Source organism: Microbacterium excoecariae (assembly GCF_011326725.1).
Lineage (GTDB): Bacteria > Actinomycetota > Actinomycetes > Actinomycetales > Microbacteriaceae > Microbacterium > Microbacterium excoecariae.
Genome location: NZ_JAANCO010000001.1, coordinates 1,584,633 through 1,608,541, shown reverse-complemented (window position 1 = coordinate 1,608,541; position 23,909 = coordinate 1,584,633). Strand labels below are relative to the sequence as shown.

Annotated in this window: 19 protein-coding genes; 13 read left to right on the top strand and 6 right to left on the bottom strand. The window is 73.1% G+C overall.

Translation table 11 applies throughout. The features are described 5' to 3' along the window. The first annotated feature begins 35 nt into the window (after positions 1-35). The 3 genes from G8E01_RS07485 (at position 36) to rpsT (ending at position 2,943) form a co-directional block, all read left to right on the top strand. Positions 36-1,745 (top strand): ABC transporter family substrate-binding protein, encoded by a 1,710-nt coding sequence (locus G8E01_RS07485; RefSeq protein WP_166317983.1) that lies wholly within the window; start codon positions 36-38, stop codon positions 1,743-1,745. 71 nt (positions 1,746-1,816) lie between these two features. Then, positions 1,817-2,569, top strand: coding sequence for an alpha/beta fold hydrolase (locus G8E01_RS07480; RefSeq protein ID WP_166317980.1), 753 nt, complete (start codon positions 1,817-1,819; stop codon positions 2,567-2,569). A 113-nt stretch (positions 2,570-2,682) separates the two neighbouring features. After that, a complete protein-coding gene (rpsT, locus tag G8E01_RS07475; protein ID WP_166317977.1) occupies positions 2,683-2,943 on the top strand; it encodes a 30S ribosomal protein S20 in 261 nt (86 codons plus the stop codon). A gap of 70 nt (positions 2,944-3,013) precedes the next feature. On the opposite strand, the gene holA is transcribed toward rpsT, so the two are convergent. Next, complete coding sequence (gene holA / locus G8E01_RS07470; RefSeq protein WP_166317974.1) at positions 3,014-4,057, bottom strand: DNA polymerase III subunit delta; 1,044 nt, start codon at positions 4,055-4,057, stop codon at positions 3,014-3,016. A 36-nt stretch (positions 4,058-4,093) separates the two neighbouring features. Further along, positions 4,094-6,367 (bottom strand): ComEC/Rec2 family competence protein, encoded by a 2,274-nt coding sequence (locus tag G8E01_RS07465; RefSeq protein ID WP_166317971.1) that lies wholly within the window; start codon positions 6,365-6,367, stop codon positions 4,094-4,096. A 122-nt stretch (positions 6,368-6,489) separates the two neighbouring features. Here G8E01_RS07465 and G8E01_RS07460 point away from each other — a divergent pair, with 122 nt between their 5' ends. Continuing rightward, a complete protein-coding gene (locus G8E01_RS07460) occupies positions 6,490-6,873 on the top strand; it encodes a PPOX class F420-dependent oxidoreductase (RefSeq protein ID WP_166317968.1) in 384 nt (127 codons plus the stop codon). A gap of 40 nt (positions 6,874-6,913) precedes the next feature. On the opposite strand, the gene G8E01_RS07455 is transcribed toward G8E01_RS07460, so the two are convergent. The 3 genes from G8E01_RS07455 to leuS form a co-directional block, all read right to left on the bottom strand. After that, complete coding sequence (locus tag G8E01_RS07455; RefSeq protein ID WP_166317965.1) at positions 6,914-7,462, bottom strand: ribonuclease H family protein; 549 nt, start codon at positions 7,460-7,462, stop codon at positions 6,914-6,916. An 80-nt stretch (positions 7,463-7,542) separates the two neighbouring features. Continuing rightward, positions 7,543-8,151, bottom strand: coding sequence for a ComEA family DNA-binding protein (locus G8E01_RS07450; protein WP_166317962.1), 609 nt, complete (start codon positions 8,149-8,151; stop codon positions 7,543-7,545). A gap of 109 nt (positions 8,152-8,260) precedes the next feature. Next, a complete protein-coding gene (gene leuS / locus G8E01_RS07445; RefSeq protein WP_166317959.1) occupies positions 8,261-10,828 on the bottom strand; it encodes a leucine--tRNA ligase in 2,568 nt (855 codons plus the stop codon). A gap of 190 nt (positions 10,829-11,018) precedes the next feature. Between leuS and G8E01_RS07440 the strand changes: the two genes are divergently transcribed. From G8E01_RS07440 to G8E01_RS07420, 5 genes are all read left to right on the top strand, one after another. Then, positions 11,019-11,597, top strand: a complete 579-nt coding sequence (locus tag G8E01_RS07440) for a DedA family protein (RefSeq protein WP_166319788.1) — start codon at positions 11,019-11,021, stop codon at positions 11,595-11,597. Positions 11,598-11,603: 6 nt separating this feature from the next. Further along, positions 11,604-12,638 (top strand): App1 family protein, encoded by a 1,035-nt coding sequence (locus G8E01_RS07435; RefSeq protein WP_166317956.1) that lies wholly within the window; start codon positions 11,604-11,606, stop codon positions 12,636-12,638. A 129-nt stretch (positions 12,639-12,767) separates the two neighbouring features. Beyond that, positions 12,768-13,475 (top strand): hypothetical protein, encoded by a 708-nt coding sequence (locus G8E01_RS07430; RefSeq protein WP_166317953.1) that lies wholly within the window; start codon positions 12,768-12,770, stop codon positions 13,473-13,475. Beyond that, positions 13,472-15,022, top strand: a complete 1,551-nt coding sequence (locus tag G8E01_RS07425) for a Y-family DNA polymerase (protein ID WP_166317950.1) — start codon at positions 13,472-13,474, stop codon at positions 15,020-15,022. Before G8E01_RS07430 ends, G8E01_RS07425 begins: the two co-directional genes overlap by 4 nt. Before the next feature lie 25 nt (positions 15,023-15,047). Further along, complete coding sequence (locus G8E01_RS07420; protein ID WP_166317947.1) at positions 15,048-18,467, top strand: error-prone DNA polymerase; 3,420 nt, start codon at positions 15,048-15,050, stop codon at positions 18,465-18,467. Between the two features lie 24 nt (positions 18,468-18,491). Here the strand turns inward: G8E01_RS07420 and G8E01_RS07415 are convergent, their stop codons facing one another. Then, the gene (locus G8E01_RS07415) at positions 18,492-18,983 is read right to left on the bottom strand and encodes a signal peptidase I (RefSeq protein WP_166317944.1); all 492 of its coding nucleotides are present in this window, start codon (positions 18,981-18,983) and stop codon (positions 18,492-18,494) included. A 134-nt stretch (positions 18,984-19,117) separates the two neighbouring features. Here G8E01_RS07415 and G8E01_RS07410 point away from each other — a divergent pair, with 134 nt between their 5' ends. The 4 genes from G8E01_RS07410 to G8E01_RS07395 all read left to right on the top strand — a co-directional run bounded on the left by G8E01_RS07410 (position 19,118) and on the right by G8E01_RS07395 (position 23,792). Beyond that, entirely contained in the window at positions 19,118-19,828 is a 711-nt protein-coding gene (locus G8E01_RS07410) for an SOS response-associated peptidase (protein WP_166317941.1), read from the top strand. A 35-nt stretch (positions 19,829-19,863) separates the two neighbouring features. Next, positions 19,864-21,150 (top strand): M18 family aminopeptidase, encoded by a 1,287-nt coding sequence (locus G8E01_RS07405; protein ID WP_166317938.1) that lies wholly within the window; start codon positions 19,864-19,866, stop codon positions 21,148-21,150. 4 nt (positions 21,151-21,154) lie between these two features. After that, entirely contained in the window at positions 21,155-22,093 is a 939-nt protein-coding gene (locus G8E01_RS07400) for a 3-methyladenine DNA glycosylase (RefSeq protein WP_166317935.1), read from the top strand. Positions 22,094-22,172: 79 nt separating this feature from the next. Then, positions 22,173-23,792, top strand: a complete 1,620-nt coding sequence (locus tag G8E01_RS07395; protein WP_166317932.1) for an ABC transporter substrate-binding protein — start codon at positions 22,173-22,175, stop codon at positions 23,790-23,792. Positions 23,793-23,909 lie beyond the last annotated feature (117 nt).

The following is a 23,909-nucleotide window of genomic DNA, read 5'->3' as shown; positions in this document are numbered from 1 at the left end:
CCTATCCATAGCGCGTCATGCGCGAAAGGAGCACCATGAAGAACACGAAGAAGTGGCTGGGGGTCGCCGCGGTCGCGGCCGGCTTCTCGCTCGTCCTCACCAGCTGCGCGGGCGGCGACGCCTCCGACGACACGTCGGACGCTCCCGCGGAGAACATCTCGGGCGCGGACTACAACCCGCAGGACCGCGACGCCCTGCAGCAGGGCGGGTCGGTCGTGTGGCCGATCACCGAGATCACGCCGCAGATGAACCCGAACCAGTCCGACGGATCCGTCGACACGGCGACGCTCTGGGCCTGGTACAACCCGCAGATCATCCTCATGACGCCCGAGGGCGAGGCGTACAAGAACGACGCCTACCTCGACGTGTGGGACAACGAGGTCGTCGATGGCAAGCGCGTCGTGACCTTCACGTTCACCGAGGACGCCGTCTGGAACGACGGCACGCCGATGGGCTGGGAGTCGATCCGCAACCTGTGGATGGCCTCCTCCGGTCAGGACGAGGCGTACCAGCCGAACTCGACCGACGGCTACGCGAAGATCGAGTCCGTCGAGATGGGCGACACGGAGAAGACCGCGATCGTCACCTTCGAGGACGAGTACCCCTGGGTCGACGGCCTCTTCTGGCAGATCATGCACCCCGACGTCGACACGGCCGAGGAGTTCAACGAGGGCTACCTCGAGGAGCCGAACCCGGACTGGGGCGCGGGCCCCTACACGATCGGCGACTTCGACCTGAACGGCGGCACCGTCACGTTCGTCCCGAACGACAACTGGTGGGGCGACGAGCCGATGCTCGACGAGTTCACCTTCCGCCAGCTCGACGACACGGCCGAGATCAACGCCTTCCGCAATGGCGAGATCGACGCCGCGCGCACCTCGACGGCCGACCGCCTGGAGCAGGTCGCCGACATGGACGGCGTCGTCACCTACCGCGCGGGCCGCGCCGCCACGAACCTCCTCGAGCTCAACTCGGAGCGCGAGGAGCTGGCGGACCTCGAGGTCCGCCAGGCGATCTTCATGGCGATCGACCGCGAGCAGATCACCGAGGTCATGTGGGACGGCCTCGGGTACACGGAGGAGCCCGTCGGCTCGCTCAACCTCTACACCTTCCAGGAGGGCTACGAGGACGCGCTGTCGAACGCGGGCTGGGAGTTTAACGTCGAGGAGGCCAACGCCATCCTCGACGAGGCCGGCTGGGAGATGGGCGAGGACGGCTTCCGCTCGAAGGACGGCGTCGAGCTCGGCGGCCGCCTGCCGACGTTCGGCGACGACCCGATCACCGAGGCCCGCGCGCGCGTCGTGCAGCAGCAGCTCGCCGCGATCGGCTTCAACATGGAGATCGACGCGCGCCCCGCGTCGGACTTCTCGACGGTGCTCAGCGAGAAGGACTGGGACCTCGTGATGCTCGGATTCTCGTCGAGCGACCCGTACGGCGTGGCGTACATGTGCCAGCTGTACTGCTCGGACTCGGGCCTGAACCTGTCGGCGACCGGCACGGCCGAGATCGATGAGCGCATCGAGAACGAGGTGCAGTCGCTGCCCACGCAGGAGGAGCAGACCGAGGCGGGCCTGGCCCTCGAGGCCGAGATCATGGCCGAGACGTGGGGCATTTTGCCCCTGTACTCGGGCCCGGAGATCTGGACCGTGACCGAGGGCCTGGCGAACCTCACGCCCGAGACCTACACGGGCCTCGACCTCTTCGGCCTCACCCCGGTCGAGAACGTCGGCTGGATGGCCGAGTAACTCTCGCGCGTTTCGAGACGCACGGCGGGCCGGTTCCTTCGGGGGCCGGCCCGCCTTCGTATGCTGGGGGCATGGATCCGCAGGTCGTCTTCGTGCACGGGATCCGCACGTCGGCAACGATGTGGCGCGCGCAGGTCGCGCACCTGCAGGCCCGCGGCGTCGCGGCCTGCGCGATCGACCTGCCCGGGCACGGCTCCCGCATGGCGGAGCCCTGGTCGCTCGAGGAGGCCATCGCGTCGATCGATCGCGCGGTGCGCGCCGCCGCCGAGCGCGGGCCCGTCCTGCTCGTCGGGCACTCCATGGGCGGGCTGCTGTCGACCGCCTACGTCGGGCGCGCGGGCGCGGCTCCCCCTGTCGCGGCGTTCGTCGCGGCCTCCTGCACGGCCTTCCCGCGCGGCGCGGGGCTCGCGGCGTACCGGCTCGTGCTCCGCGGGATGCGCGGGCTCCCGCACCAGGGGCGGTGGGTCATCGACCGCGCGCTGGCGGCGCAGCTGCCCCCGGGCACAAGGGGAGATTTTGGGGCCGGCGGCTACGCGCTCCAGGCGGAGGACGAGGCGCTCGAGAGCCTTCAGTCGCTCGACCTGGCACGGGCGCTCGTACGCATCGAGCGGCGCGACTTCCCCGTCTGGTTCTTCACGGGCGAGTGGGACCAGCTGCGGCTGAACGAGCGCACGTTCACGCGCCTCGTCCCGCGCGCCGAGCTCGTCGTCGTGCCGCGCTCGACCCACCTCGTCACAGCGATGCGCCCCGCCGTCACCAACGCGCTCGTCGACCTGGCGCTCGCGACGGTCGCGGCGCGCGGCGATCGAGGACGCACCTGCTAGACTTGGCCCTTGGCTTGCGTGTGGGACCCACACCCACACACCTGCCGCGAGACAGCCCCTCTACTGTTCTGCGGCGACATCCAACGCACACCTGAACGAAAGCTTCACTCCACGTGGCAAACATCAAGTCGCAGATCAAGCGCAACAAGACCAACGAGAAGGCGCGCGAGCGCAACCGCATCGTCAAGAGCGAGCTGAAGACGCTCGTCCGCGCGACGCGCAAGGCAATCGCGGGCGGCGACAAGTCGGCCGCCGAGACGGCCTACGCGAAGGCGGCCAAGAAGCTCGACAAGGCCGTCAGCAAGGGCGTCATCCACAAGAACCAGGCGGCGAACCGCAAGTCGGGTCTCGCCAGCAAGATCGCCGCTCTCTGAGCGACGTTCCGCGCACGACAGCGGCCCATCCCCTCGCGGGGGTGGGCCGCTGTCGCGTACGGCGGGGGTCCTAGCGGACGCCGAAGGGGGCCCGGGTCGCGACGACCGTGAGCATGCGCTCGAGCGCGAAGACCGGGTCCCGCGACGCGCCCTTGACCTCGCCGTCCGCGCGCGCGACGGCCTGGATCGCGAGGCCGAGCGAGCGCTCGCTCCAGCCGGACTGCAGGTCGCGGCGCGCGCGATCGACCTGCCAGTCGGTCATCTTCAGCTCCTGTGCGATCTGCCGAGACGAACCGCGCTGACCCGCCACCCGCGCCATCGTGCGCAGCTTCATCGCGAAGGCCGCCACGAGCGGCACGGGGTCGGCGCCCGCGTCGAGGGCGTGCCGCAGCGTGATGAGCGCCTCGCCGTGGTGGCCCGCGATCGCGGCATCGGCGACCTCGAACGCGCTCGACTCAACGCGGCCGCCGTAGTAGCGGTCCACGACCTGCTCGGTGATGTCGCCCGCGACGTCCTGGATGAGCTGCTGGCACGCGGCCGCGAGCTCGGTGAGGTCTCCTGAGAACGCCTGCGTCAGCGCGTGGAGCGCGCGCGGGGCGATACGACGCCCCGCGTGCTGGAACTCGCCCGCCGCGAACGCCTCGCGGTCGCGGTCGTACTTGATCGCGGGGCAGGCGATCTCCGCTCCGTCGCCCTGGCCCTGCCGGATCGCGTCGAGCAGCTTCTTGCCGCGCACGCTCGACCCCGTGTGCCGGAGCACGAGGGTCGCGCCGTCCTGGGGAGATGCGACGTACGCGAGCGCCTCCGCGAGAAAGGCGTCCGAGCACTTCTCGACCCCGGTCACGCGCACGAGCCGCGGCTCGCCGAACAGCGACGGCGAGGTGACCGCGAGCAGCGTGCCCGCGGCGTAGTCATCGGCGCGGATGTCGGTGACCTCGAGCGACGGGTCGGCCTCTTTCAACTGGGCGCGGATCGACGCGGTCGCGCGCTCGGCGCAGACCTCTTCGGGCCCCGAGACGAGCACGACGGGCGCCGGTTGCGGCTGGCGCCACGAGAGCTGCGGGATCGCCGTCTTCTTGGTCGCCGAACCGGACCCGCGACGCGCTGCTGCCATGCTCCCAGGGTAGCCGGGGCCGGTGACACCGCGCGGTCAGCGCCCGTCGCGCCACACCCACAGCGCGCCCGGTCCGCCCGCGAGCACGAGGCCGTCCGTGTCGGTGCGGGCGATGGCCGCCCCGGAGGCGCGCAGGAGCGCGAGCGTGTCGGGGTGCGGGTGCCCATAGTCGTTCTCGCCAACGCCCACGAGCGCGAGCTCGGCGCGCGCGGCGGCGTAGAGCGCGGGCAGCTGGTCCCGGCTGCCGTGGTGGGAGACCTTCACGACCTCCACGTCGCCGCCCTCTCCGGCGGCGGCGAGGAGGCGCTGTGCCTGTTCGGACAGGTCCCCGAGCAGCAGGGTGCGCGGCACGGATCCGCCGCCGATGTCGAGCACGAGGCTCGTGTCGTTACCCGGCGCGAAGGCCCGCGTGCCGTCGCGCGGCCAGAGGATCCGCCACTCGGCGCCGCCGATGCGGCCCGCGAGCCCGGCGGATCCCTCCCCCACGCTCCGGGCGCCGAGGCCGGACAGGCGCGCGGCCTCGGCCGGCGACTCGGCCGGGCCGTGCAAGATCCGGTCGACGCGCCCCGCGAGCGCCACGGCCCCGCCCACGTGATCTGAGTCGAAGTGCGTGATGAAGGCGATGTCCACCCGGTCGACGCCGAGGCGGTCGAGGCACGCGGAGAGGGCGCGCGGATCCGGCCCCGTGTCCACGAGCGCGACGGCGCCCGCGTCGCGGAGGAGGATCGCGTCGCCCTGGCCCACGTCGCACAGTGCGATCGACCAGTCGCGCGGGGTCGTCAGGGGTTCGACGACCGTCTGCACCGCGATCGCGCCCGCGCCGGTGCCGAGGATCGCGACGAGCAGCAGCCGGCCCGCCCCGCGGGACGCGCGCGCCCACCGCGTGCGCCCGGTGCGGACGAGCGCGGCCGCGGCGGCCGCGCCGAGGACCGCCAGGGCGAGGGCGCCCCAGAACCCGGCCTGCCACGTCAGGCGCGCGGCCGGGAGCGCCGCGAAGGTGTGCGCGGTCTGCGCGACCCAGGCCGACGGGATCCAGGCGAGGGCGGCGAGCCCGTCTGCGAGGACCGGGATCGGCTGCGCGAGGCACGCCGCCAGGCCGAGTACGGTCGCGGCGGGCGCGGCGGGCCCGGCGATCATGTTCGCCACGACGCCGTACAGCGCGACCTCGGGCGCGAACAGGACGATGATGGGGCCGCACGCGAGCTGGGCGGCCAGGGGCACGGCGATCGCGAGCGCGAGCGGGCGCGGCATGACGCGCGCGAGGCCGTCGGCCAGGGGCCCGGCCAGCAGGAGGAGCGCGGCCGTCGCCGCCGCCGAGAGCGCGAACCCGAAGCTCGCGGCGAGCCAGGGATCCGACAACAGCAGGATCGTCACCGCGACGCCGAGGACGGCGACCCCGGCACCCTGACGCCCCGTCAGGAGCGCGATCATCGCGACCCCGGCCATCGCGGCCGCGCGGATCACGCTGGCCTCGGGTGTCACCAGCACGACAAAGCCCGCGAGAGCGACGGCGCCGGCCGCGACCCGGACGCCGCGGCGCGCCCCGCACAGCGCGCACGCCGCGTACGCGATGCCCACGACGAGGGCGCAGTTGGCCCCCGAGACGGCCGTGAGGTGGCTGAGCGACGAGGCGATCATGTCGGCGTCGAGCTCGGCGCTCACGCCGCTGGTGTCGCCCACGGACAGCCCGGGCAAGAGCCCGGCCCCGGGCTCGGGCAGGCCGCGCACGACGTCCGCGACAAACCCGTGGCGCAGCGCGCTCGCGGCGGCGAGGATCCCGCCGGGTGGCGCCCGCACCTCGACCGCGCTGGCGCGCACGACCGCGACGGCCGCCTCGCCCGGATCCGCCCGCCACGCCTCGCCCGTGAGCGCGACGCGCGCGCCCAGGTCGAGGCCGCCCTGCGCCGCGCCGCCCGGCCACATCACGGACACCGGCGCGGGGCCGTCCGCCGTGAAGCGCACGCCGCCCGCGGAGGGCTCTACCTTGCTCGTCACCGTCACGACGAGGCCGTTCACGCTGCCCTCGAGATCCGCGGCCTGCGCGCGACGCCCCGGCTCGGCCACCGCGACGTGCCCCGCGACGCACGCCCCCACCGCGCACGCGACCACCGCGACCGCCCAGACCGGCGACGACCGCGCGCGGGCGATGACGACCGCCCCTACCGCGGCGACCGCACACGCCCCGGCGATCCACGCCGCGCCGCCCGGCGCGACCACGCACACGAGCGCCGCCGCCCACGCGACCCCGGCCACGGCCAGCATCCGCAGGTCGCGCCGAGGTCGCTCGGCGCCGGGCGGATCGGTCGTCATACGCGCCACGGTAGGGACGCGCCCGCCCGGCCCGCGGCGTAGGGGCCGCCCACCTCGCACAACCCGCGCGTTCCGCGCCCTGTGGACGGGGTTCCCGGACGCCCGCCGGTATCGTGTGCGGGATGCGCACCCTCACCGACGCCGGCGTCTCGTTCGTCCGCGAGCGTCACCTCGCCACGCTGTCGACCCTCGCACCGTGGGGCGGTATCCACGTCGTGCCCGTGGGGTTCACGTTCCACGACGGGATCGTGCGGATCATCACCTCCGGCGGATCCCAGAAGGTGAAGAACGTCCTCCGCGACGGCACGGCGACCGTGAGCCAGGTGGACGGCGCCCGCTGGCTCACGTTCCCGGGGCGCGCCAGCGTCTCCGTCGACCCAGACGAGGTCACCCGCGCGGTCGCGCTCTACGCCGAGCGCTACCGCACGCCGCGGGAGAACCCGACCCGGGTCGTGATCCGGATCGAGCCGACCCGCCTCCTCGGTGGCCGCGGGCTCGTGGACTAAACCTCGCGGCGCGCCAGCACCCGGCGTGCGCCCTGCCGCGTCAGCGGCGCCCGCGCGCCGGCTTGTCCTCGCCCGAGGCGGGCGCGTCGGCCGACACGTCGAGGCGCTCCTGGCCCGCGTCCGTCGTCCAGTCCCGCGCGAGGCCCTGCGCCGCGTGCCGCGACGCGCGCACGGCGCGCTCGTCCGCCCACCCGTTCAGGCGGTGCCCCGCGTGCCCCCGCACGTGCTCGAACACGACGTCGGGCAGCCCCGCGGCGCGGCGCGCGTCACGCGCCTCGATCATCGCCTCCAGGATGTCCTGGTTCTTGACGGGCTTCTTCGCCGAGGTCTTCCAGCCGCGGCGCTTGTGGCCGTCCATCCACTTCGTGTACGTGTCGATCGCATAGGTGCTGTCGGCCTGGATCCGCAGGTGCGCCACGTCGGCGTGGTCCGTCACGGCGCGCAGCACGGCCGTCAGCTCGCCGATGTTGTTCGTGCCCTGCGGGATCGCGCCGGCGGCCCACCGGCCGTCCTCGCCGACCCACGCCCAGCCGCACGGCCCGGGGTTTCCCTTGCACGCGCCGTCGGTCGCGACGATGTACTCCGTCATGTGGGTCCTCTCCTCGGTCGGCGGGGCAGACCTCCCATCCTGCCGCACCCGCCTGGGCGGGCGCGCGACGCGGCCGCGCGTCACACCGTCGCGAGGTCGCGGATCCCCTCCAGCACAGCCGGCCCGATTCCGGAGACGGCCATGAGGTCGTCGACCGCGGCGAAGGATCCGTTCTCCTCGCGCCATGCGAGGATCCGGGCCGCGAGCGCGGGCCCGATGCCGGGCAGCTCCTCGAGCGCCGCGGCGTCTGCCGTGTTGAGGTCGACGAGGCCGCCCGCCGGGCCGTCGGGCGCGGCGGCCGCGGGCGGCGCCTCCCCCTCGACCGGCACGACGAGCTGCTCGCCGTCGGCGACGCCGCGGGCGAGGTTGATGGCCCCGGGCTCGGCGTCCTTCGCGAAGCCGCCCGCCGCGCCCACCGCGTCGACGACGCGCGCGCCCTCGGAGAGGAGATACAGGCCGGGCTCGCGCACCGCGCCCGACACGTGCACGTAGATCTCGGCCGGGGTCGGGGCCGGCGGCGTCGAGATCGCGACGGTCGCCTCGGTCGATACGGGGGCCGGATCCCCCAGGCCGCGCCAGACGCCGACGCCCACGGTGACGGCCAGCGCGCCGAGCGCGACGATGATCGCCGCGCCCACGCCCAGGCGGGCGCGCGGGCGCGCCCGCTCGAAGCCCTCGAGTTCCGCCATGCGGACGAGGCTAGACGGCGCCAGCGGCGGGAGGGATTCCCCTCCCGCCGCCGGCGAACAGGTGCGGCGAAATCGGCCCTGGGGACGCGGTGGCGCCCCGGCCGTCGACCTACTTCACGACGAGGCTGACGATCTTCGGCGCGCGCACGATCGCCTTCACGATCTGCTTGTCGCCGACGGCGCGCACGACGCGCTCGTCCTCGCGGGCGAGCCGCTCAAGCGCGGCCGGGTCGATCTTCGCCGGCACCTGCAGCTGCGCGCGCACCTTGCCGTTGACCTGCACGACCGCCGTGACGTCGTCCTCGACCAGCAGCGTCGGGTCGGCCTCGCGCCACGCCACCTGGCTGACGGACGGCGCGTAGCCGAGGCGCTCCCACATCTCCTCCGCCGTGTGCGGCGCGAACAGGTCGAGCACCATGGCGGTCACCTCGACGGCCTCGCGGACGGCGGGATCCGCGGATCCGGCGCCCGCATCAATCGTCTTGCGCACGGCGTTCACGAGCTCCATGAGGCGCGCGACGACGACGTTGAACTTCGTCTGCTCGACGAGGCCCGGCGCGTCCGCGAGCAGCCGGTGGGTGACGCGGCGCAGGGCCGCGTCGCCGTCGGCCCACTTCACGCCGGTCTCGCTGTCGACGTCGTCAGCCGCGCGCAGGGCGCGGGCGAGGAACTTCGTCGCGCCCGCGGTCTGGACGTCCTTCCAGTCCTTGTCGTCCTCCACGGGCCCCGCGAAGGCGAGGGCGACGCGCAAGGCGTCGGCGCCGTGGGCGTTCAGCTCGTCGCTGAAGAGAACGAGGTTGCCCTTGGACTTCGACATCTTCGAGCCGTCGAGGATCACCATGCCCTGGTTGATCAGGCTCGAGAACGGCTCCGTGAAGTCGACGTGCCCGAGGTCGAAGAGGACCTTGGTGATGAAGCGCGCGTAGAGCAGGTGCAGGATCGCGTGCTCCACGCCGCCGACGTACGTGTCGACGGGCGCCCAGCGCAGCGCCGCCTTCGGGTCGAACGCCTGCGACGCATCGCCCGGCGACAGGAAACGCAGGAAGTACCAGGAGCTGTCGACGAACGTGTCCATCGTGTCGGGGTCGCGCCGCGCGGGCTCGCCCGTGACGGGATCCGTCGTCGTCACCCAGTCGGTGGCGGCGCCGAGCGGGGAGGACCCCTTGGGCTTGAGGTCGAGATCCTTCGCCTCGGGCAGGCGCACCGGCAGCTGGTCGGCGGGCACCTTCTCGATGCGCCCGTCCTCGGTGTGCACCATGGGAATCGGCGTGCCCCAGAAGCGCTGGCGGGAGATGAGCCAGTCGCGCAGGCGGAACTGCTTCGCCGCGCGGCCCGTGCCCCGCTTCTCGAGGATCTCGATGACGCGCGCGATCGCGTTGCGCTTCGACAGCCCGTTCAGCTCGCCCGAGTTCATCAGGCGGCCCTCGCCGACGAGCGCCTCGCCCGTCTCGACGGGGCTCGGCAGCGGATCCGGGTCGACGAGGTTACCGTTCTCGTCCTGCTCGATCACGGGGATCGCACCCGTGATCGGGGCGCTCGTGTCGACGACGACGCGCACCGGCAGGTCGAAGGTGCGCGCGAAGTCGAGGTCGCGCTGGTCGTGCGCGGGGACGGCCATGACGGCGCCGTGGCCGTAGTCAGCCAGGACGTAGTCGGCGGCCCAGATCGGCAGGCGCTCCCCGTTGACGGGGTTGAGCGCGTACCGGTCGAGGAACACGCCCGTCTTCGGGCGATCCGTGGACTGCCGCTCGATGTCGGTCTGCTTCGCCACCTCGTCGCGGTAGGCCTGGTAGGCCATGCGCACCTCGGGCGAGGATCCGCTCGCGAGCTCCGCGGCGAGGTCGCTGTCGGGCGCGACGACCATGAAGGTGGCGCCGTAGAGCGTGTCGGGTCGGGTCGAGAAGACCGTGACCTTCTCGGCGCGGCCGTCGATCTCGAAGTCGATGTCGGCGCCCACCGAGCGGCCGATCCAGTTGCGCTGCATCTGCAGCACCTTGCTCGGCCACGCGCCCTCGAGCTGGTTGAGGTCGTCGAGCAGGCGGTCCGCGTAGTCGGTGATCTTGAAATACCACTGCGTCAGCTTCTTCTTGACGACCTCGGCGCCGCAGCGCTCGCACGCGCCGTCGACGACCTGCTCGTTCGCGAGCACGGTCTGGTCGTTGGGGCACCAGTTGACCGGGCTCTCCTTGCGGTACGCCAGCCCGCGGTCGTGCAGCTGCTGGAACAGCCACTGGTTCCAGCCGTAGTACTCGGGATCCGACGTGTGCAGCACGCGCGACCAGTCGAACGAGACGCCGTACTTCTTCAGGCTCGCGCGCTGCTGCGCGATGTTGTCGTAGGTCCACTCCCGCGGATCCGCGCCGCGCTGGATCGCCGCGTTCTCCGCGGGCAGGCCGAACGAGTCCCACCCGACGGGGTGCAGGACGTTGTAACCGCGGTGGCGCCAGAAGCGGGCGATGATGTCGCTGTAGAGGTAGTTCTCGGCGTGACCCATGTGCAGGTCGCCCGACGGGTACGGGAACATCGGCAGCACGTACTTGCGGGGGCGGTTGTCGCCCCCCTCGCCCGCGAGGAACGTCTCGTCGTTCTCCCAGTACGCCTGCCACTTGGCCTGGATGGCGTGGACGTTCACGGCGTCGGAGGCCGCGGTGACTTCGGGAGCGTTGGACTGTGACACGTCGAGAGGAGCCAATCGGTTCTGCGGGGCCGCGCACACCTCGCGCACGCGGAAGAATCGGGAGATTCCAGGTTACCGCCTCGCCGCGGGCGAATAGCCGCGGGTCCGGCCCGCATAGGATGGCGCCGTGCTCAACGATGTCCTGACGTCGATCCTCGCGTTCGTCGAGAGCGTCGAGCCCTGGCTGCGGATGCTCATCGCGGGGCTCGCGATCATGCTGGAGACGAGCGTGCTCGTGGGGCTCATCGTCCCGGGCGACACGATCGTCATCGTGAGCGCGACGGCCGTCACCTCCGTGCCCGAGGCCCTGCTCCTCGGATCCGTCGTCGTCGCGGGCGCGCTCGCGGGCGAGAGCCTCGGATACGCGATCGGGCGCTGGGCGGGTCCGCACGTGCGCACCTCGCGCCTCGGATCCTGGATCGGGGAACGCAACTGGGTGCGCGCGGAGGTCTACCTGCGCCGCCGCGGCGGGATCGCGATCTTCCTGTCCCGCTTTCTCCCGGTCATGCACTCGCTCGTTCCCCTGACCGTCGGCATGTCCGGCTACCCGTACCGCCGCTTCATCGCCTGGACCCTCCCGGCGTGCGCGCTGTGGACGACGATCTACATCTCGATCGCGGCTGGGGCAGCCGAGACGTATCGCGACCTCGCGGACAGCGCGCACTGGGCGGGCTACGTGTTCTTCGGGATCATCGCGCTCGGGCTCGTCGCGGTCCTCGGGGGCAAGAAGATCCTGCACTGGTTCGAGCACCGACACATGAAAGACTGACCCGCGATGACCTCCCGCGCCGCGCGCCCCCTGGGCGACGCCCCCGAGAAGATCCACTGGGTCGCCCGTTTCGAGCGCCGTTTCCACGCGTGGCGCGAGCGCAGGGCGCGCCGCGCCGGGCGCTCCCCCCAGATCCTTCCGTTCCCCGGGTACGGCGGCGACGGCTGGATCCGCGTCGTCGGGCGCGTGCTGATCCTCCCCGCCCTCACCCGCAAGCGCGACGACGGCGTGCGCGGGTGGCGCGCCTTCGTGGGGATCCCCGTGGCGTATTCGACCGTGTCCGTGCGCGTCGGCGACCAGATGCACGAGGTCGTCGCCGATCGCGGCGGCGTCATCGACACCGTGCTTCCGGCCGACCTGGCGCCCGGGTGGCAGGAGGTCGAGATGACGGTCGAGGGCGGCGAGCCCACGCGCGCCCGCGTGTTCGTCGTCGACCCCGACGTCCGCTTCGGCATCGTCTGTGACGTCGACGACACGGTCATGGTCACGGCGCTCCCGCGCCCCCTGCTCGCGGCCTGGAACTCGTTCGTGCTGAACGAGCACGCGCGCCAGCCGGTGCCGGGCATGGCGGTCCTCCTCGAGCGCCTCATGCGCGCGCACCCGGGCGCGCCCATGGTGTACCTCTCGACGGGGGCATGGAACGTCGCCCCGACGCTCAACCGCTTCCTGCACCGCAACCTGTTTCCCCGGGGATCCATGCTGCTGACCGACTGGGGCCCCACCCACGACCGATGGTTCCGGAGCGGGCGCGCGCACAAGGAGGACAACCTGCGCCGCCTGGCCGAGGAGTTCCCCGCCATCGAGTGGCTGCTCATCGGCGACGACGGCCAGCACGACGACGAGATCTATACGCAGTTCACGGCCGAGCACCCGGCCTCGGTGGCCGGCGTCGCGATCCGCCGCCTGACGGCGGCCGAGGCCGTCCTGGCGGGCGGACGCACGTCGGTGAACGACCACTCCGCGGCGGGCGTCCCCTGGGTCTCCTCCCCCGACGGGGCGGGCCTCGCCAAGCGCCTGGAGCGCGTCGGCCTCCTGCCGTAGCGCTCCTCTTCACCCCGCCCGGAGGCGCCGAGACCTCCGGCCACCCCGCCACGCAGACGAATGTCAGTGGCTCGAAATAGTGTTCGATACGCGCTTGTCGCATTCGAACATAGTTTCTAGAATGGTGGGGTGAAGATGGCCGTCGCAGAGACCGCCGCCCGGGCGGATCACACAGCGGATCTTGTGCGCCTGCGCACGCAGATCAGCCAGATGCAGCGGCGCACGGCCCAGGTCGACGCGCTCCCCGTGGCCGACGCCCTGGCGCCCCTCTTCCCGGAGGGCGGCCTGCGGCCGGGCGCGGCGTACGTGCTACCCGACTCCGCCGCGCTCGTCTTCGCCCTCCTCGGCGCCGCCTCCCGCGAGGGATCCTGGGCCGCCGTGATCGGGATGCCCGACCTCTCGGCGGAGGCCGCCGAGGGCTACGGCGTCGTCCCCGCGCGCCTCGCGCTCATCCCGGATCCGGGCGAGCGCTGGCTGCAGGCGGTCTCGTCCGCCGCCGAGGTGTTCCCCCTCGTCGCCGTTCGGGCCCCGCGGGCCGCGACGCCCGCGGAGACGGCCCGGGCCGCGGCGCGCCTGCGCGACCGCGGCAGCGCCCTCCTCGTCGTCGGCGACTGGCACGGCGCCGACGCCACCCTCACCCTGTCGGCCCCCGAGTGGAGCGGGCTTGAGCGCGGTCACGGGCTCCTCGCGTCCCGCGCCGTGACGCTCACGGCGTCCGCGCGGCGCGCGCCCCGCCCCCGCACCGCCCGCGTGCTCCTGCCCGGCCCGACCGGCGGCGTCGAGCGCCTCACGCCCCCGACCACCGCGCGCGGCCACCTCCGGGCGGTGGCCTCGTGACCGCGCCCGAGCGCGTCATCGTCGTCTGGCTTCCCGACTGGCCGGTCACCGCCCTGCTGCGCACGCAGGCGCGCGAGCTCGCCACGAGCGAGCGGATCGCGCCGGAGGATCCGATCGCCGTGATGCACGACGGCGCGGTCGTGGCCTGCTCGCCCTCCGCGCGCGCGGAGGGCGTCCGGCGCGGGATGAAAAAGCGCGACGCGCAGGCGGCGTGCGCGCGCCTCCGCCTCGCGGCGGCCGACGAGGCGCGCGATTCCCGCGCCTTCCACGACGCCCTCGTCCGCCTCGAGGAGCTCGCCCCGGGGGCTGAGCCGCTGCGCCCCGGCGTCGCGGCCCTCCGCGCCCGGGGCCCCGCGCGCTTCTACCGCGGCGAGCGCCCCGCGGCCGACGCCCTCCTCGCGGCGCTCGCACAGGCGGGCCTCGCCGATGCCCGGGCGGGTGTCGCGGATGGGCTGTTCACTGCGGAGCAGGCGGCGCGCGCGGCGGGCGAGGAGCGGATCCGGATCGTCGCCCCCGGCGAGGCCGCCTCGTTCCTCGCGCCGCTGTCGGTCGGGGCGCTGGGGGACCCGGACCTTGCGCTCCTGCTCGCGCGCCTCGGAATCCGCACCCTGGGCGAGTTCGCGCGCCTCGCGCCGGGTCGGGTGGACGACCGCCTGGGTTCCCGCGGGGCGCGCCTGCACGCGCTCGCCGCGGGGTCCGATTCGCGCACCGTGACCCCGCGGGTCCCGCCGCCCGAGCTGTCCCGCGAACTCGATCTCGACGCCCCCCTGGAGCTCGCGGAGCAGGTGGCGTTCGCCGTCCGCCAGACCGCGGACGCGTTCTGCGACGGCCTCGCGGGCGCGGGCCTCGTGTGCACCGCGGTGCGCATCCTCATCGTCAGCGACGCGGCTGAGCGCAGCGAGCGCGTCTGGCAGCACCCCACGAGCTTCGACGCCGCCAGCGTGACCGACCGGGTCCGCTGGCAGCTCCAGCCCTCCCCCGCCGTGGCCGCCCTGACGGGGGGCGTCGTGCACGTCCGGATCGAACCGGAGGCGGTCGACGACGCGGGCGCCCACCAGCCGGCCCTCCTGGGACAGGGCCCCGACGAACGGGCCCACCACGCGATGACGCGTGTGCAGAGCGCGCTCGGCCACCGCGCCGTGCTCACGCCGTCCCCCGGCGGCGGGCGCTTCCTCGCCGAGCGCGAGGTCCGCGTGCCCTGGGGGGACGGATCGGGGCCGGCCGCCCGCCGCGACCTGCCGTGGCCGGGCTCCCTCCCCGCCCCCCTGCCGACCGAGGTCTTTCGCGAGGCCCGGCCCGCGCAGGTGTGCGCCGCCTCGGGTGAACCGGTCGGCGTCGACGGGCGCGGCTTCGTCACCGCCGACCCCGCGACCCTCGATCGCCGCGCGGTCTCCTCGTGGTCCGGCCCCTGGCCCATCGTCGAGCGCACCTGGGACCCTGCCCGCGCCCGGAGCGCGCACCGCTTCCAGCTGGCCCTGGAGGACGGATCCGCATGGCTGGCCGTACTGGAGGACGGTGCGTGGTGGCTCGAGGGGCGGTACGCGTGAGCGGGCGCGAGCGGGGAGACGACTGATGGGCTTCCGCAACCCCCCGATCTCCTGGAGCGAGCTCGAACGGACCCTGAGCGGGCGTCGCCCCGAGGAGCGCCCCGCCGGCGCCGACGGCGGGGACAGCCCCGCGTGGAGCCGCAAGCGGGGCGCCTACGCGCCGCCCGGGGTCCCGCGCGGATCGAGCGCGACGCGGTACGCCGAGCTGCACGCGCACTCGTCCTTCTCGTTCCTCGACGGGGCCTCCTCGCCCGAGGCGCTCGTCGAGGAGGCCGAGCGGCTCGGGCTCGACGCCCTGGCCCTGACCGACCACGACGGCTTCTACGGGGCGGCGCGGTTCGCGGAGGCCGCGGAGCACACCTCCGTGCGCACGGTTTTCGGCGCCGAGCTCTCGTTCGGGCTGCCCGCACCGCAAAAGGGATCCGCGGATCCCGTCGGGGAGCACCTGCTCGTGCTCGCGCGCGGCGAGGAGGGGTACCACCGCCTGTCCCGGGCCATCACACGCGCGCAGCTCCGGGGGCGCGAGAAGGGGCGGCCGCTCTACGACCTCGACGAGCTCGCCGAGGAGGCGGCGGGGCACTGGGCGATCCTCACGGGATGCCGCAAGGGCGCCGTCGGGCGGGCCCTCGACCTCGGGACCCCGGGCGCACCGCAGAGCGCGGCGGAGCAGGCCCTCGCGGAGCTCGTCGCGCGCTTTGGGCGCGGCAACGTCTTCGTGGAGCTCACCCGCCGGGGCGACCCCCTGGACGACCGGCGCTGCGACGCGCTCGCGGGCCTGGCCTCCGCCGCGGGACTGCCCGTCGTGGCGACGGGCAACGTGCACTATGCCGCGCCCGAGCGCGCGCCGCTGGCGCAGGCGGTCGCCGCGATTCGGGCGACGCGCAGCATGGACGACCTCGACGCCTGGATGCCCGCGCACGCCGCGGCCCATCTGCGCTCGGGGGACGAGATGGCGCGGCTGTTCGCGCGCTGGCCGGGCGCCGTCGAGCGCGCCGCGGATCTCGCCGACGAGCTCGCGTTCCCGCTGCGCCAGGCGCGGCCCGCGCTCCCCCGCCAGGACGTCCCGGCGGGCCATACGCCCATGTCCTACCTCCGCGAGCTCGTCTGGGCGGCCGTGCCGCGGCGCTACCCCCGCCTCGGCGAGGAGGACAGGCGCCGCATCGCGCACGAGCTCGACGTCATCGAGCAGAAGGACTTCCCGGGCTATTTCCTCATCGTGTACGACATCGTCCGCGAGGCGCGCCGCCGCGGCATCCTCTGCCAGGGCCGCGGATCCGCCGCCAACAGCGCCGTGTGCTATTTGCTCGACATCACCGCGGTCGACGCGATCGCGTACCGCCTCCCGTTCGAGCGCTTCCTCTCCGCCATGCGCGACGAGGAGCCCGACATCGACGTCGACTTCGACAGCGACCGGCGCGAGGAGATCATCCAGTGGGTGTACGAGCGCTACGGGCGCGAGCGCGCCGCCCAGGTGGCCAACGTCATCCAGTACCGGCCGAAGAACGCCGTGCGCGACGTCGCGCGGGCCCTCGGCTACTCCCCCGGGCAGCAGGACGCGTGGTCCCGGCAGGTCGAGCGCTGGGGAGCGAGCCTGGAGTCGGGCCCCGCGCACGACATCCCCGATCAGGTGATCGCCTACGCCTCCGAGCTGATGACCGCGCCGCGGCACCTGGGGATCCATTCGGGCGGCATGGTGCTCACCGACCGGCCCGTAGGCGAGGTGGTGCCGATCGAGCACGCGCGCATGCCGGGGCGCACCGTCATCCAGTGGGATAAGGACGACGCCGCCTGGATGGGGCTCGTGAAGTTCGATCTCCTGGGCCTCGGCATCCTCGCCGCGCTGCAGCACTGCTTTGACCTCATCCGCGACGCGACGGGCGAGAGCTTCGGCCTGCGCGACCTCCCCCGCGAGGAGCCGGGCGTCTACGACATGCTGTGCCGGGCCGACTCGATCGGGGTGTTCCAGGTGGAGTCGCGCGCGCAGATGGGCCTCTTGCCGCGCCTCCAGCCGAGGCGGTTCTACGACCTCGTCGTGCAGATCGCGCTCATCCGCCCCGGCCCCATCCAGGGCGGGGCCGTGCACCCGTTCGTCCGCCGCAAGATGGGGCTCGACCCCGTCACCTACACGCACCCGAAGCTCGAGCCCGTCCTCGAGCGCACGAAGGGCGTACCGGTGTTTCAGGAGCAGCTCATGCAGATGGCCATGGCAGTCGGCGACTGCACGGGCGAGGACGCGGACCTGCTGCGCCGGGCGATGGGCTCCAAGCGCGGGCAGGAGCGGATCGAGAAGCTCCGCGAGAAGCTCTTCGCGGGCATGGCGCGCAACGGCATCGTCGGCAAGGAGGCCGACCGCCTCTACGGCCAGATCCAGGCGTTCGCCAACTTCGGGTTCGCCGAGTCACACTCGCTGTCCTTCGGCCTGCTCGTGTACGCCTCGTCCTGGATCAAGCTGCACTACCCGGCGGCCTTTCTCGCGGGCCTGCTGCGCGCACAGCCGATGGGGTTCTACTCCCCCGCGACGCTCACGGCCGACGCGCGGCGGCACGGCGTCGAGGTGCGCCGCCCGGACATCCTGCGCTCGGGGGTCACCGAGACGCTCGAGCCGCTCGACCCCGCGCGCCGGGAGGCGACGGGAGAGGACTCCTGCCTGGAGGATCACTTCCCGCCCGAGGGCGAGGAGCCCCCCGGGTTCGATCCGAGCGCCCCCGACCGCTCCGCCCGGCACCGCCGCGACGGGCGCTTTGCGGTGCGCCTCGGGCTCGCGGGCGTCACGGGGATCGGCGAGCGCACCGCCCGCGCCGTCGTCGAAGAGCGCGACCGGGGCGGCCCGTTCGTCTCTCTCCACGATCTCGTCCGCCGCACCGGCCTGGCGGAGCATCACCTCGAGGCGCTCGCGACCGCCGGGGCGTTCGCGCCGCTCGGCCACAGCACGCGGGAGGCGCTCTGGCTCGCGGGGGCGGCCGCGCAGGACCGCCCCGAGCATCTCGAGGGAACGGTCCTGGCGGTGCAACCGCCGCTGTTCGCGGATCCGACCAGCTACGAGCGCCTCGCCGGCGACCTGTGGGCCACGGGGCTGTCGACGGACGATCACCCCATGACCCATTTCCGCGCCCAGCTCGACGCGCGCGGCGTCCTGACCTCGGCGGGGCTGCGCACGCACGAACCCGGCCGGCGCGTCGAGGTCGCGGGCCTCGTGACGCACCGCCAGCGCCCCGCCACGGCGTCAGGGATCACGTTCCTCAACCTCGAGGACGAGCACGGCCTCGTGAACGTCATCTGCTCGGTCGGGGTGTGGACGCGCTTCCGGCACCTCGTGCGCGACAGCCCCGCGCTGATCGCGCGCGGCATCCTCGAGAGGTCTCCGGAGGGCGTGACGAACATCGTCGCCGACGGCTTCGAGGACCTGCGCATCGGCGTGGGGCACCGGTCACGGGACTTCCAGTGACCGAACCGGCGCCCCGCGCCCGCCTCACGCCGTCAGCGGGTCGATCCCGAGGAGGTCCTGGATCCAGAGCTGCGGCAGGCCGGCGAACGGGACGGCCGCCCGCACGATCCCCACCTCGGTCACCTCGTATGGCTCCCGATCGACCCCCTGGTTGGCGTCGCCCTTCAGCGTGAGGACGACGCGATCGCCCGCCGCCTCCACGCGCACCACCCGGTGCGTCACGGTGCCGGGGCCGTTGAAGCGGTCGGTCGTGACGACATCGCCGACCGCGACGGACGACGCCGGCACGTTCTGCGAGTACACGATGGTGCCCACGGGATACACGGGCGCCATGGATCCGGAGATGATCACGAGCGGAGAGACCCCCAGGGCGGCGAGCGCGAGGCTCAGCGCGAGCCCGGCACCCGCGAGGGCCGCGGCGGCGAACGCCGTCACGCGCACCCACGCGCGCCGCGAGAGCGCGCCCGTCGTGAGCGCGACGCCCGTCACGGCCGTCGCGATGGTGGTCGGCGCCATTGCCGCTCCTCCCCGCGCCGAGCGCGTTACACGCTCGACACAAAACCGACATCTTTCGTTTACCTATTACACGCGACATCGGCCGCCGGCGCACGGGGTTCAGCCGATCGACAGAAACCCTTACGCTCGGAACCATGTGCGGACGCTTCGTCGTGGCCCGGGTCGGAAACGAGCTGGTGGGCGAGCTGCGCGCCGATCACATCGCCGACGATCTCCCCGCGCCGTCCTACAACATCGCCCCGACCGCGCGCGCGGCCATCGTGCTCGATTCCGCGAAGACGGATCCGCCCACGCGCCGCGTCGAGAGCGCCCGGTGGGGACTTGTGCCGGGATGGGCGAAGGACCTCTCGATCGGACAGCGCGCGTTCAACGCCCGGGCGGAGGAGCTCGAGGCGAAGCGCATGTTCGCGCCGGCGCTCGCGCGCCGCCGCGCCGTGGTGCCGGCCACCGGCTACTACGAGTGGAAGGTCACGGACGACAAGAAGGTGCCCCTGTTCATCCACTCGGCCGACGACAGGCCACTCCTGTTCGCCGGGCTCTACGAGTGGTGGAAGAACCCGGAGGCCGCGGACGACGACCCCGCGCGCTGGCTCCTGAGCTTCACGATCCTCACCCGATCCGGCGCCGGGCGTCTCGGATCCGTGCACCACCGGATGCCGGTCTTCCTCGATGCCGACCACGCGGACGCCTGGCTCGACACCTCCGTGACCGCGCCGCGCGACGTCCTGGACGCCGCGATCGACGACGCCGAGCGCGTCGCGGAGTCCTTCGCCTGGCACGAGGTGGGTCGCGCGGTCGGCAACGTGCGCCACAACGGCCCGCACCTTATCGACGCGGTCGCGTAGACCCCGCTCCCATCCGCGCGCGCGAGAATGGGAGCGTGACCTCCTCGATTCCCGCCGACGCCCGCGCCCATATCGACGACCTCGCCGCCTTCGTTCAGGCCTCGCCCTCGTCCTACCACGCCGCCCGCGAGGCGGCCCGGCGGCTCGAGTCCGCGGGATTCGCCGCGCTCGACGAGGCCGACGCGTGGCGCATCGCCCCCGGCGACCGCCGGTACGTCGTGCGCGACGGATCCGTGATCGCCTTCGTGGTGCCCGAGGGCGCGGACGCCGCGACCCCGTTCTCCATCATCGGGGCCCACACCGACTCGCCGAGCTTCAAGCTCAAGCCGCGCCCCACGACCTCGGGCGCGGGCGGCTGGTGGCAGCTCGGATGGGAGGTCTACGGCGGCCCGCTGCTGAACTCCTGGCTCGACCGCGAGCTTGAGCTGGCGGGGCGCCTCGTCACCTCCGACGGCGCCGAGCACATCGTGCGCACGGGCCCGATCGCGCGGATCCCGCAGCTCGCCATCCACCTCGACCGCCAGGCGAACGACGGCCTGACGCTCGACAAGCAGCGGCACACGGCGCCCGTGTGGGGCCTCGGCGACGCCGAGGCCGCCGACATCGTCGCCGTCCTCGCGCGCGAGGCGGGGGTGGCCGCCGCCGACGTCGCCGGCCTCGACATCGTCGCCGCCGACACCCAGCCGCCGCGCACCTTCGGCGCCGACCACGCGCTCTTCGCCAGCGGGCGCCTGGACAACCTCCTCTCGACGCACGCCGGCCTTCAGGCGATCGCCGACGCGCGCCCCGCCCGCCACATCGCGATGTTCGCGGCCTTCGACCACGAGGAGATCGGATCCGCCTCTCGCTCGGGCGCCGCGGGCCCGTTCCACGAGGACGTCCTCACGCGGATCCTCGCGAGCCTCGGCGGCGGCGCGGAGGATCGCGCCCGCTCCTTCGCGCGCTCGCTGCACGTCTCGAGCGACGTCGGCCACGCGGTCCACCCGAACTACGCCGACCGCCACGACCCCGAGAACCGCCCCGTCGCGGGAGGGGGTCCGATCCTCAAGATCAACGCGAACCAGCGCTACGCCACCGACGCGCACGGCGCCGCGGCGTGGGCCTCGGCCTGCCGCGAGGCGGGCGTCCCGACCCAGGAGTTCGTCTCCCACAACGGGGTCCCGTGCGGCTCGACGATCGGGCCGATCGCCGCGACGCGCCTGGGGATCCGCACCGTCGACGTGGGCGTCCCGATCCTGTCGATGCACTCGGCGCGCGAGCTCACGGCCGTCGTCGACCCCTGGTATCTCTCGCGCGCCATGGCGCGCGTGCTGGCCCGCTGAGCCGATGCGCACGTTCTCCGAGGCCGCGTGGCGCCGGGCGGCGCAGAGCCACGAGGAGCGCGCCGACGCCCTGACGGCCGACCACCGCGCCCGCGCCCGGCGCGGCGAGAAGCATCCCGTCTCGGACTTTCTCTTCACCTACTACGGCTATAAGCCGGCCGTCCTCCGGCGCTGGCACCCGGGGGCGGGCGTGGCCCTCGCGGGCGCGGCGGGCGAGCCGCGCGCGGCGTGGCGGTGGTACCGATCGGATCCGGAGACCGGATCCGTGTGGGCGGACGCGGAGGCCTTCCGCGCCGAGAAGCCCCAGCTGCTCCGCCTCGTCGAGATCATGCTGCGCCGCACCGCGGAGCGCCCCGGGCAGTTCGCCTGCTTCGGGCTGCACGAGTGGGCGATGGTGTATCGCGAGGGCGAGCACCGCCACCCGCACCCCCTGCGCCTCGGCCAGGACGGAACGGATCGCGTGGTCGAGACCCACGAGCTCGCCTGCACCCACATCGACGCATTCCGGTTCTTCACCCCCGAGGCCGTGCCGCGCAACCGCCACGCCCCGACGCGGGAGTCGCAGCCCGACCTCGAGCAGCCGGGCTGCCTGCACGCCGGCATGGACGTGTACAAGTGGGCCGTCAAGCTCGGCCCCCTCGTCCCGGGAGACCTCCTCCTCGACGCGTTCGAGCTCGCGCGCGACATCCGCCAACTCGACATGGAGGCGGCGCCGTACGACCTGTCGGGCTTCGGGGTGCGCGCCGTCGCGATCGAAACGCCCGAGGGGAAGGCCGAGTACGTCCGTCGGCAGCGCGCATTCGCCGAGCGCGGAAACGCCCTGCGGCGCGCGATCCTCGCGGCCTGGCTGACACCCAACGACATCGTGCCCGTCTCGCCCGGTCTTCCTGACCATTCTGCTCAAGAAAGTTCGCGAGATATCGGGCAAAAGATTCGATCCTGAAACAAAGCTGTGTGAAGATCGGGAAAACCCTGACGCCCGATCGCGTCGCACACCACGTTTCTTCGAGATGAGAATCGCCATGACACTCCCCTCGCGGGCGCGCACGCGCGCCCTCGCCGTCGCCGTTCCCGCGGCGCTCGCCGTCACCCTCGCGAGCTGCGCGGGCGACCCCGGCGGATCCGCCGGTTCCGGAAACGACATCATCGTCGGCACGACCGACACCGTCACGCACCTCGACCCCGCCGGGTCGTACGACAACGGATCCCTCACGCTCCAGACGCAGGTCTTCCCCTACCTCGTCAACACCGCTCCCAACAGCACCGACGTCGTTCCCGACCTCGCGGAGACGGCGGAGTTCACGGGACCGAGCGAGTACACGGTCACCCTGCCCGAGGGCCTCACCTGGGCGAACGGCAACGACCTCACCTCGAGCGACGTGAAGTTCACGTTCGACCGCCAGCTCGCGATCGCGGACCCGAACGGCCCCTCCTCGCTCCTGTTCAACCTGGAATCGGTCGAGGCGCCCGACGAGCAGACGGTCGTGTTCCATCTGATCAGCGAGAACGACCAGACCTTCCCCTTCGTGCTCACGAGCTTCCCCGGCGCGATCGTGGACGAGGAGTCGTTCTCTGCCGACGCGGTCACGAGCGACGACGACATCGTGGCGGCGAACGCGTTCGGCGGCCCCTACTCCATCAGCGACTACACCTTCAACGAGCTCGTCGAGCTCGTGCCGAACGAGAACTACTCGGGCCTCGTCGCGCCGGCCGCCAACGACAGCGTGCTCCTCAATTACTACGCCGAGTCCTCGAACCTCAAGCTCGCGGTGGAGGACGGCACGGTCGACGTCGCCTACCGCAGCCTGTCCCCGAGCGACGTCGAGGACCTGTCGGGGAACGACGCCCTCACGGTGCACGACGGCCCCGGCGGCGAGATCCGCTACATCGTGTTCAACTTCGATACCCAGCCCTACGGCGCGGCGACAGACGAGGCGGACGCCGACGCGGCCCTCGCCGTGCGCCAGGCCGTCGCGTCGCTTCTCGACCGCGAGGCGCTGAGCTCGCAGGTGTACGACGGCACCTACACGCCGCTGTACTCCTACGTGCCGGAGGGGTTCGCCGGCGCGACCGAGCCGCTGAAGGAGATGTACGGCGACGGCGCGGGCGGTCCGTCGGCCGAGGCCGCCGCGGAGGCGCTCGACGCAGCGGGCGTCGAGACTCCCGTCGAGCTGTCGCTGCAGTACAGCCCGGATCACTACGGCCCGAACTCCGCAGACGAGTATGCCCTCATCGAGCAGCAGCTCGAGGCCGACGGCCTGTTCGACGTGACCCTGGCCGGCACCGAGTGGGTACAGTACTCGGACGACCGCGTGGCGGACGTGTACCCCGCGTACCAGCTCGGATGGTTCCCGGACTACTCGGACGCGGACAACTACCTCACGCCGTTCTTCCTCACGGAGAACTTCCTCGTGAACCACTACGAGGACGCCGAGGTCAACGACCTCATCCTGCAGCAGGCCTCTACGCCCGACGCCGCCGAGCGCGAAGCGCTCATCGGTGAGATTCAGCAGCGGGTCGCCGAGGACCTCTCGACCGTGCCCTACCTGCAGGGCGCGCAGGTCGCGGTCGCCGCCAGCGACGTCTCGGGGGTCGTGCTCGATGCCTCGTTCAAGCTGCGAATGGCCTCGCTGACGCGATAACGCCGCCGCTCACCGCGACGCGAATCGTCGACGGGCCGCCGACCGGGCGGCCCGTCGACGATACCCCCCCGACGCCCCCCACCCCCCAACGGCCGGGGGTGGGAGACGAAGGCCGAG

Coding starts and splice junctions, on each gene's coding strand:
- holA (WP_166317974.1), bottom strand. CDS start 4,057: ATGGCAGCAGCGCGTCGCGGGTCCGGTTCGGCGACCAAGAAGACGGCG.
- G8E01_RS07480 (WP_166317980.1), top strand. CDS start 1,817: ATGGATCCGCAGGTCGTCTTCGTGCACGGGATCCGCACGTCGGCAACG.
- G8E01_RS07435 (WP_166317956.1), top strand. CDS start 11,604: ATGACCTCCCGCGCCGCGCGCCCCCTGGGCGACGCCCCCGAGAAGATC.
- G8E01_RS07395 (WP_166317932.1), top strand. CDS start 22,173: ATGACACTCCCCTCGCGGGCGCGCACGCGCGCCCTCGCCGTCGCCGTT.
- G8E01_RS07415 (WP_166317944.1), bottom strand. CDS start 18,983: ATGGCGCCGACCACCATCGCGACGGCCGTGACGGGCGTCGCGCTCACG.
- G8E01_RS07440 (WP_166319788.1), top strand. CDS start 11,019: ATGCTCATCGCGGGGCTCGCGATCATGCTGGAGACGAGCGTGCTCGTG.
- G8E01_RS07455 (WP_166317965.1), bottom strand. CDS start 7,462: ATGACGGAGTACATCGTCGCGACCGACGGCGCGTGCAAGGGAAACCCC.
- G8E01_RS07400 (WP_166317935.1), top strand. CDS start 21,155: ATGCGCACGTTCTCCGAGGCCGCGTGGCGCCGGGCGGCGCAGAGCCAC.
- G8E01_RS07410 (WP_166317941.1), top strand. CDS start 19,118: ATGTGCGGACGCTTCGTCGTGGCCCGGGTCGGAAACGAGCTGGTGGGC.
- G8E01_RS07485 (WP_166317983.1), top strand. CDS start 36: ATGAAGAACACGAAGAAGTGGCTGGGGGTCGCCGCGGTCGCGGCCGGC.
- G8E01_RS07420 (WP_166317947.1), top strand. CDS start 15,048: ATGGGCTTCCGCAACCCCCCGATCTCCTGGAGCGAGCTCGAACGGACC.
- G8E01_RS07460 (WP_166317968.1), top strand. CDS start 6,490: ATGCGCACCCTCACCGACGCCGGCGTCTCGTTCGTCCGCGAGCGTCAC.
- G8E01_RS07465 (WP_166317971.1), bottom strand. CDS start 6,367: ATGACGACCGATCCGCCCGGCGCCGAGCGACCTCGGCGCGACCTGCGG.
- G8E01_RS07450 (WP_166317962.1), bottom strand. CDS start 8,151: ATGGCGGAACTCGAGGGCTTCGAGCGGGCGCGCCCGCGCGCCCGCCTG.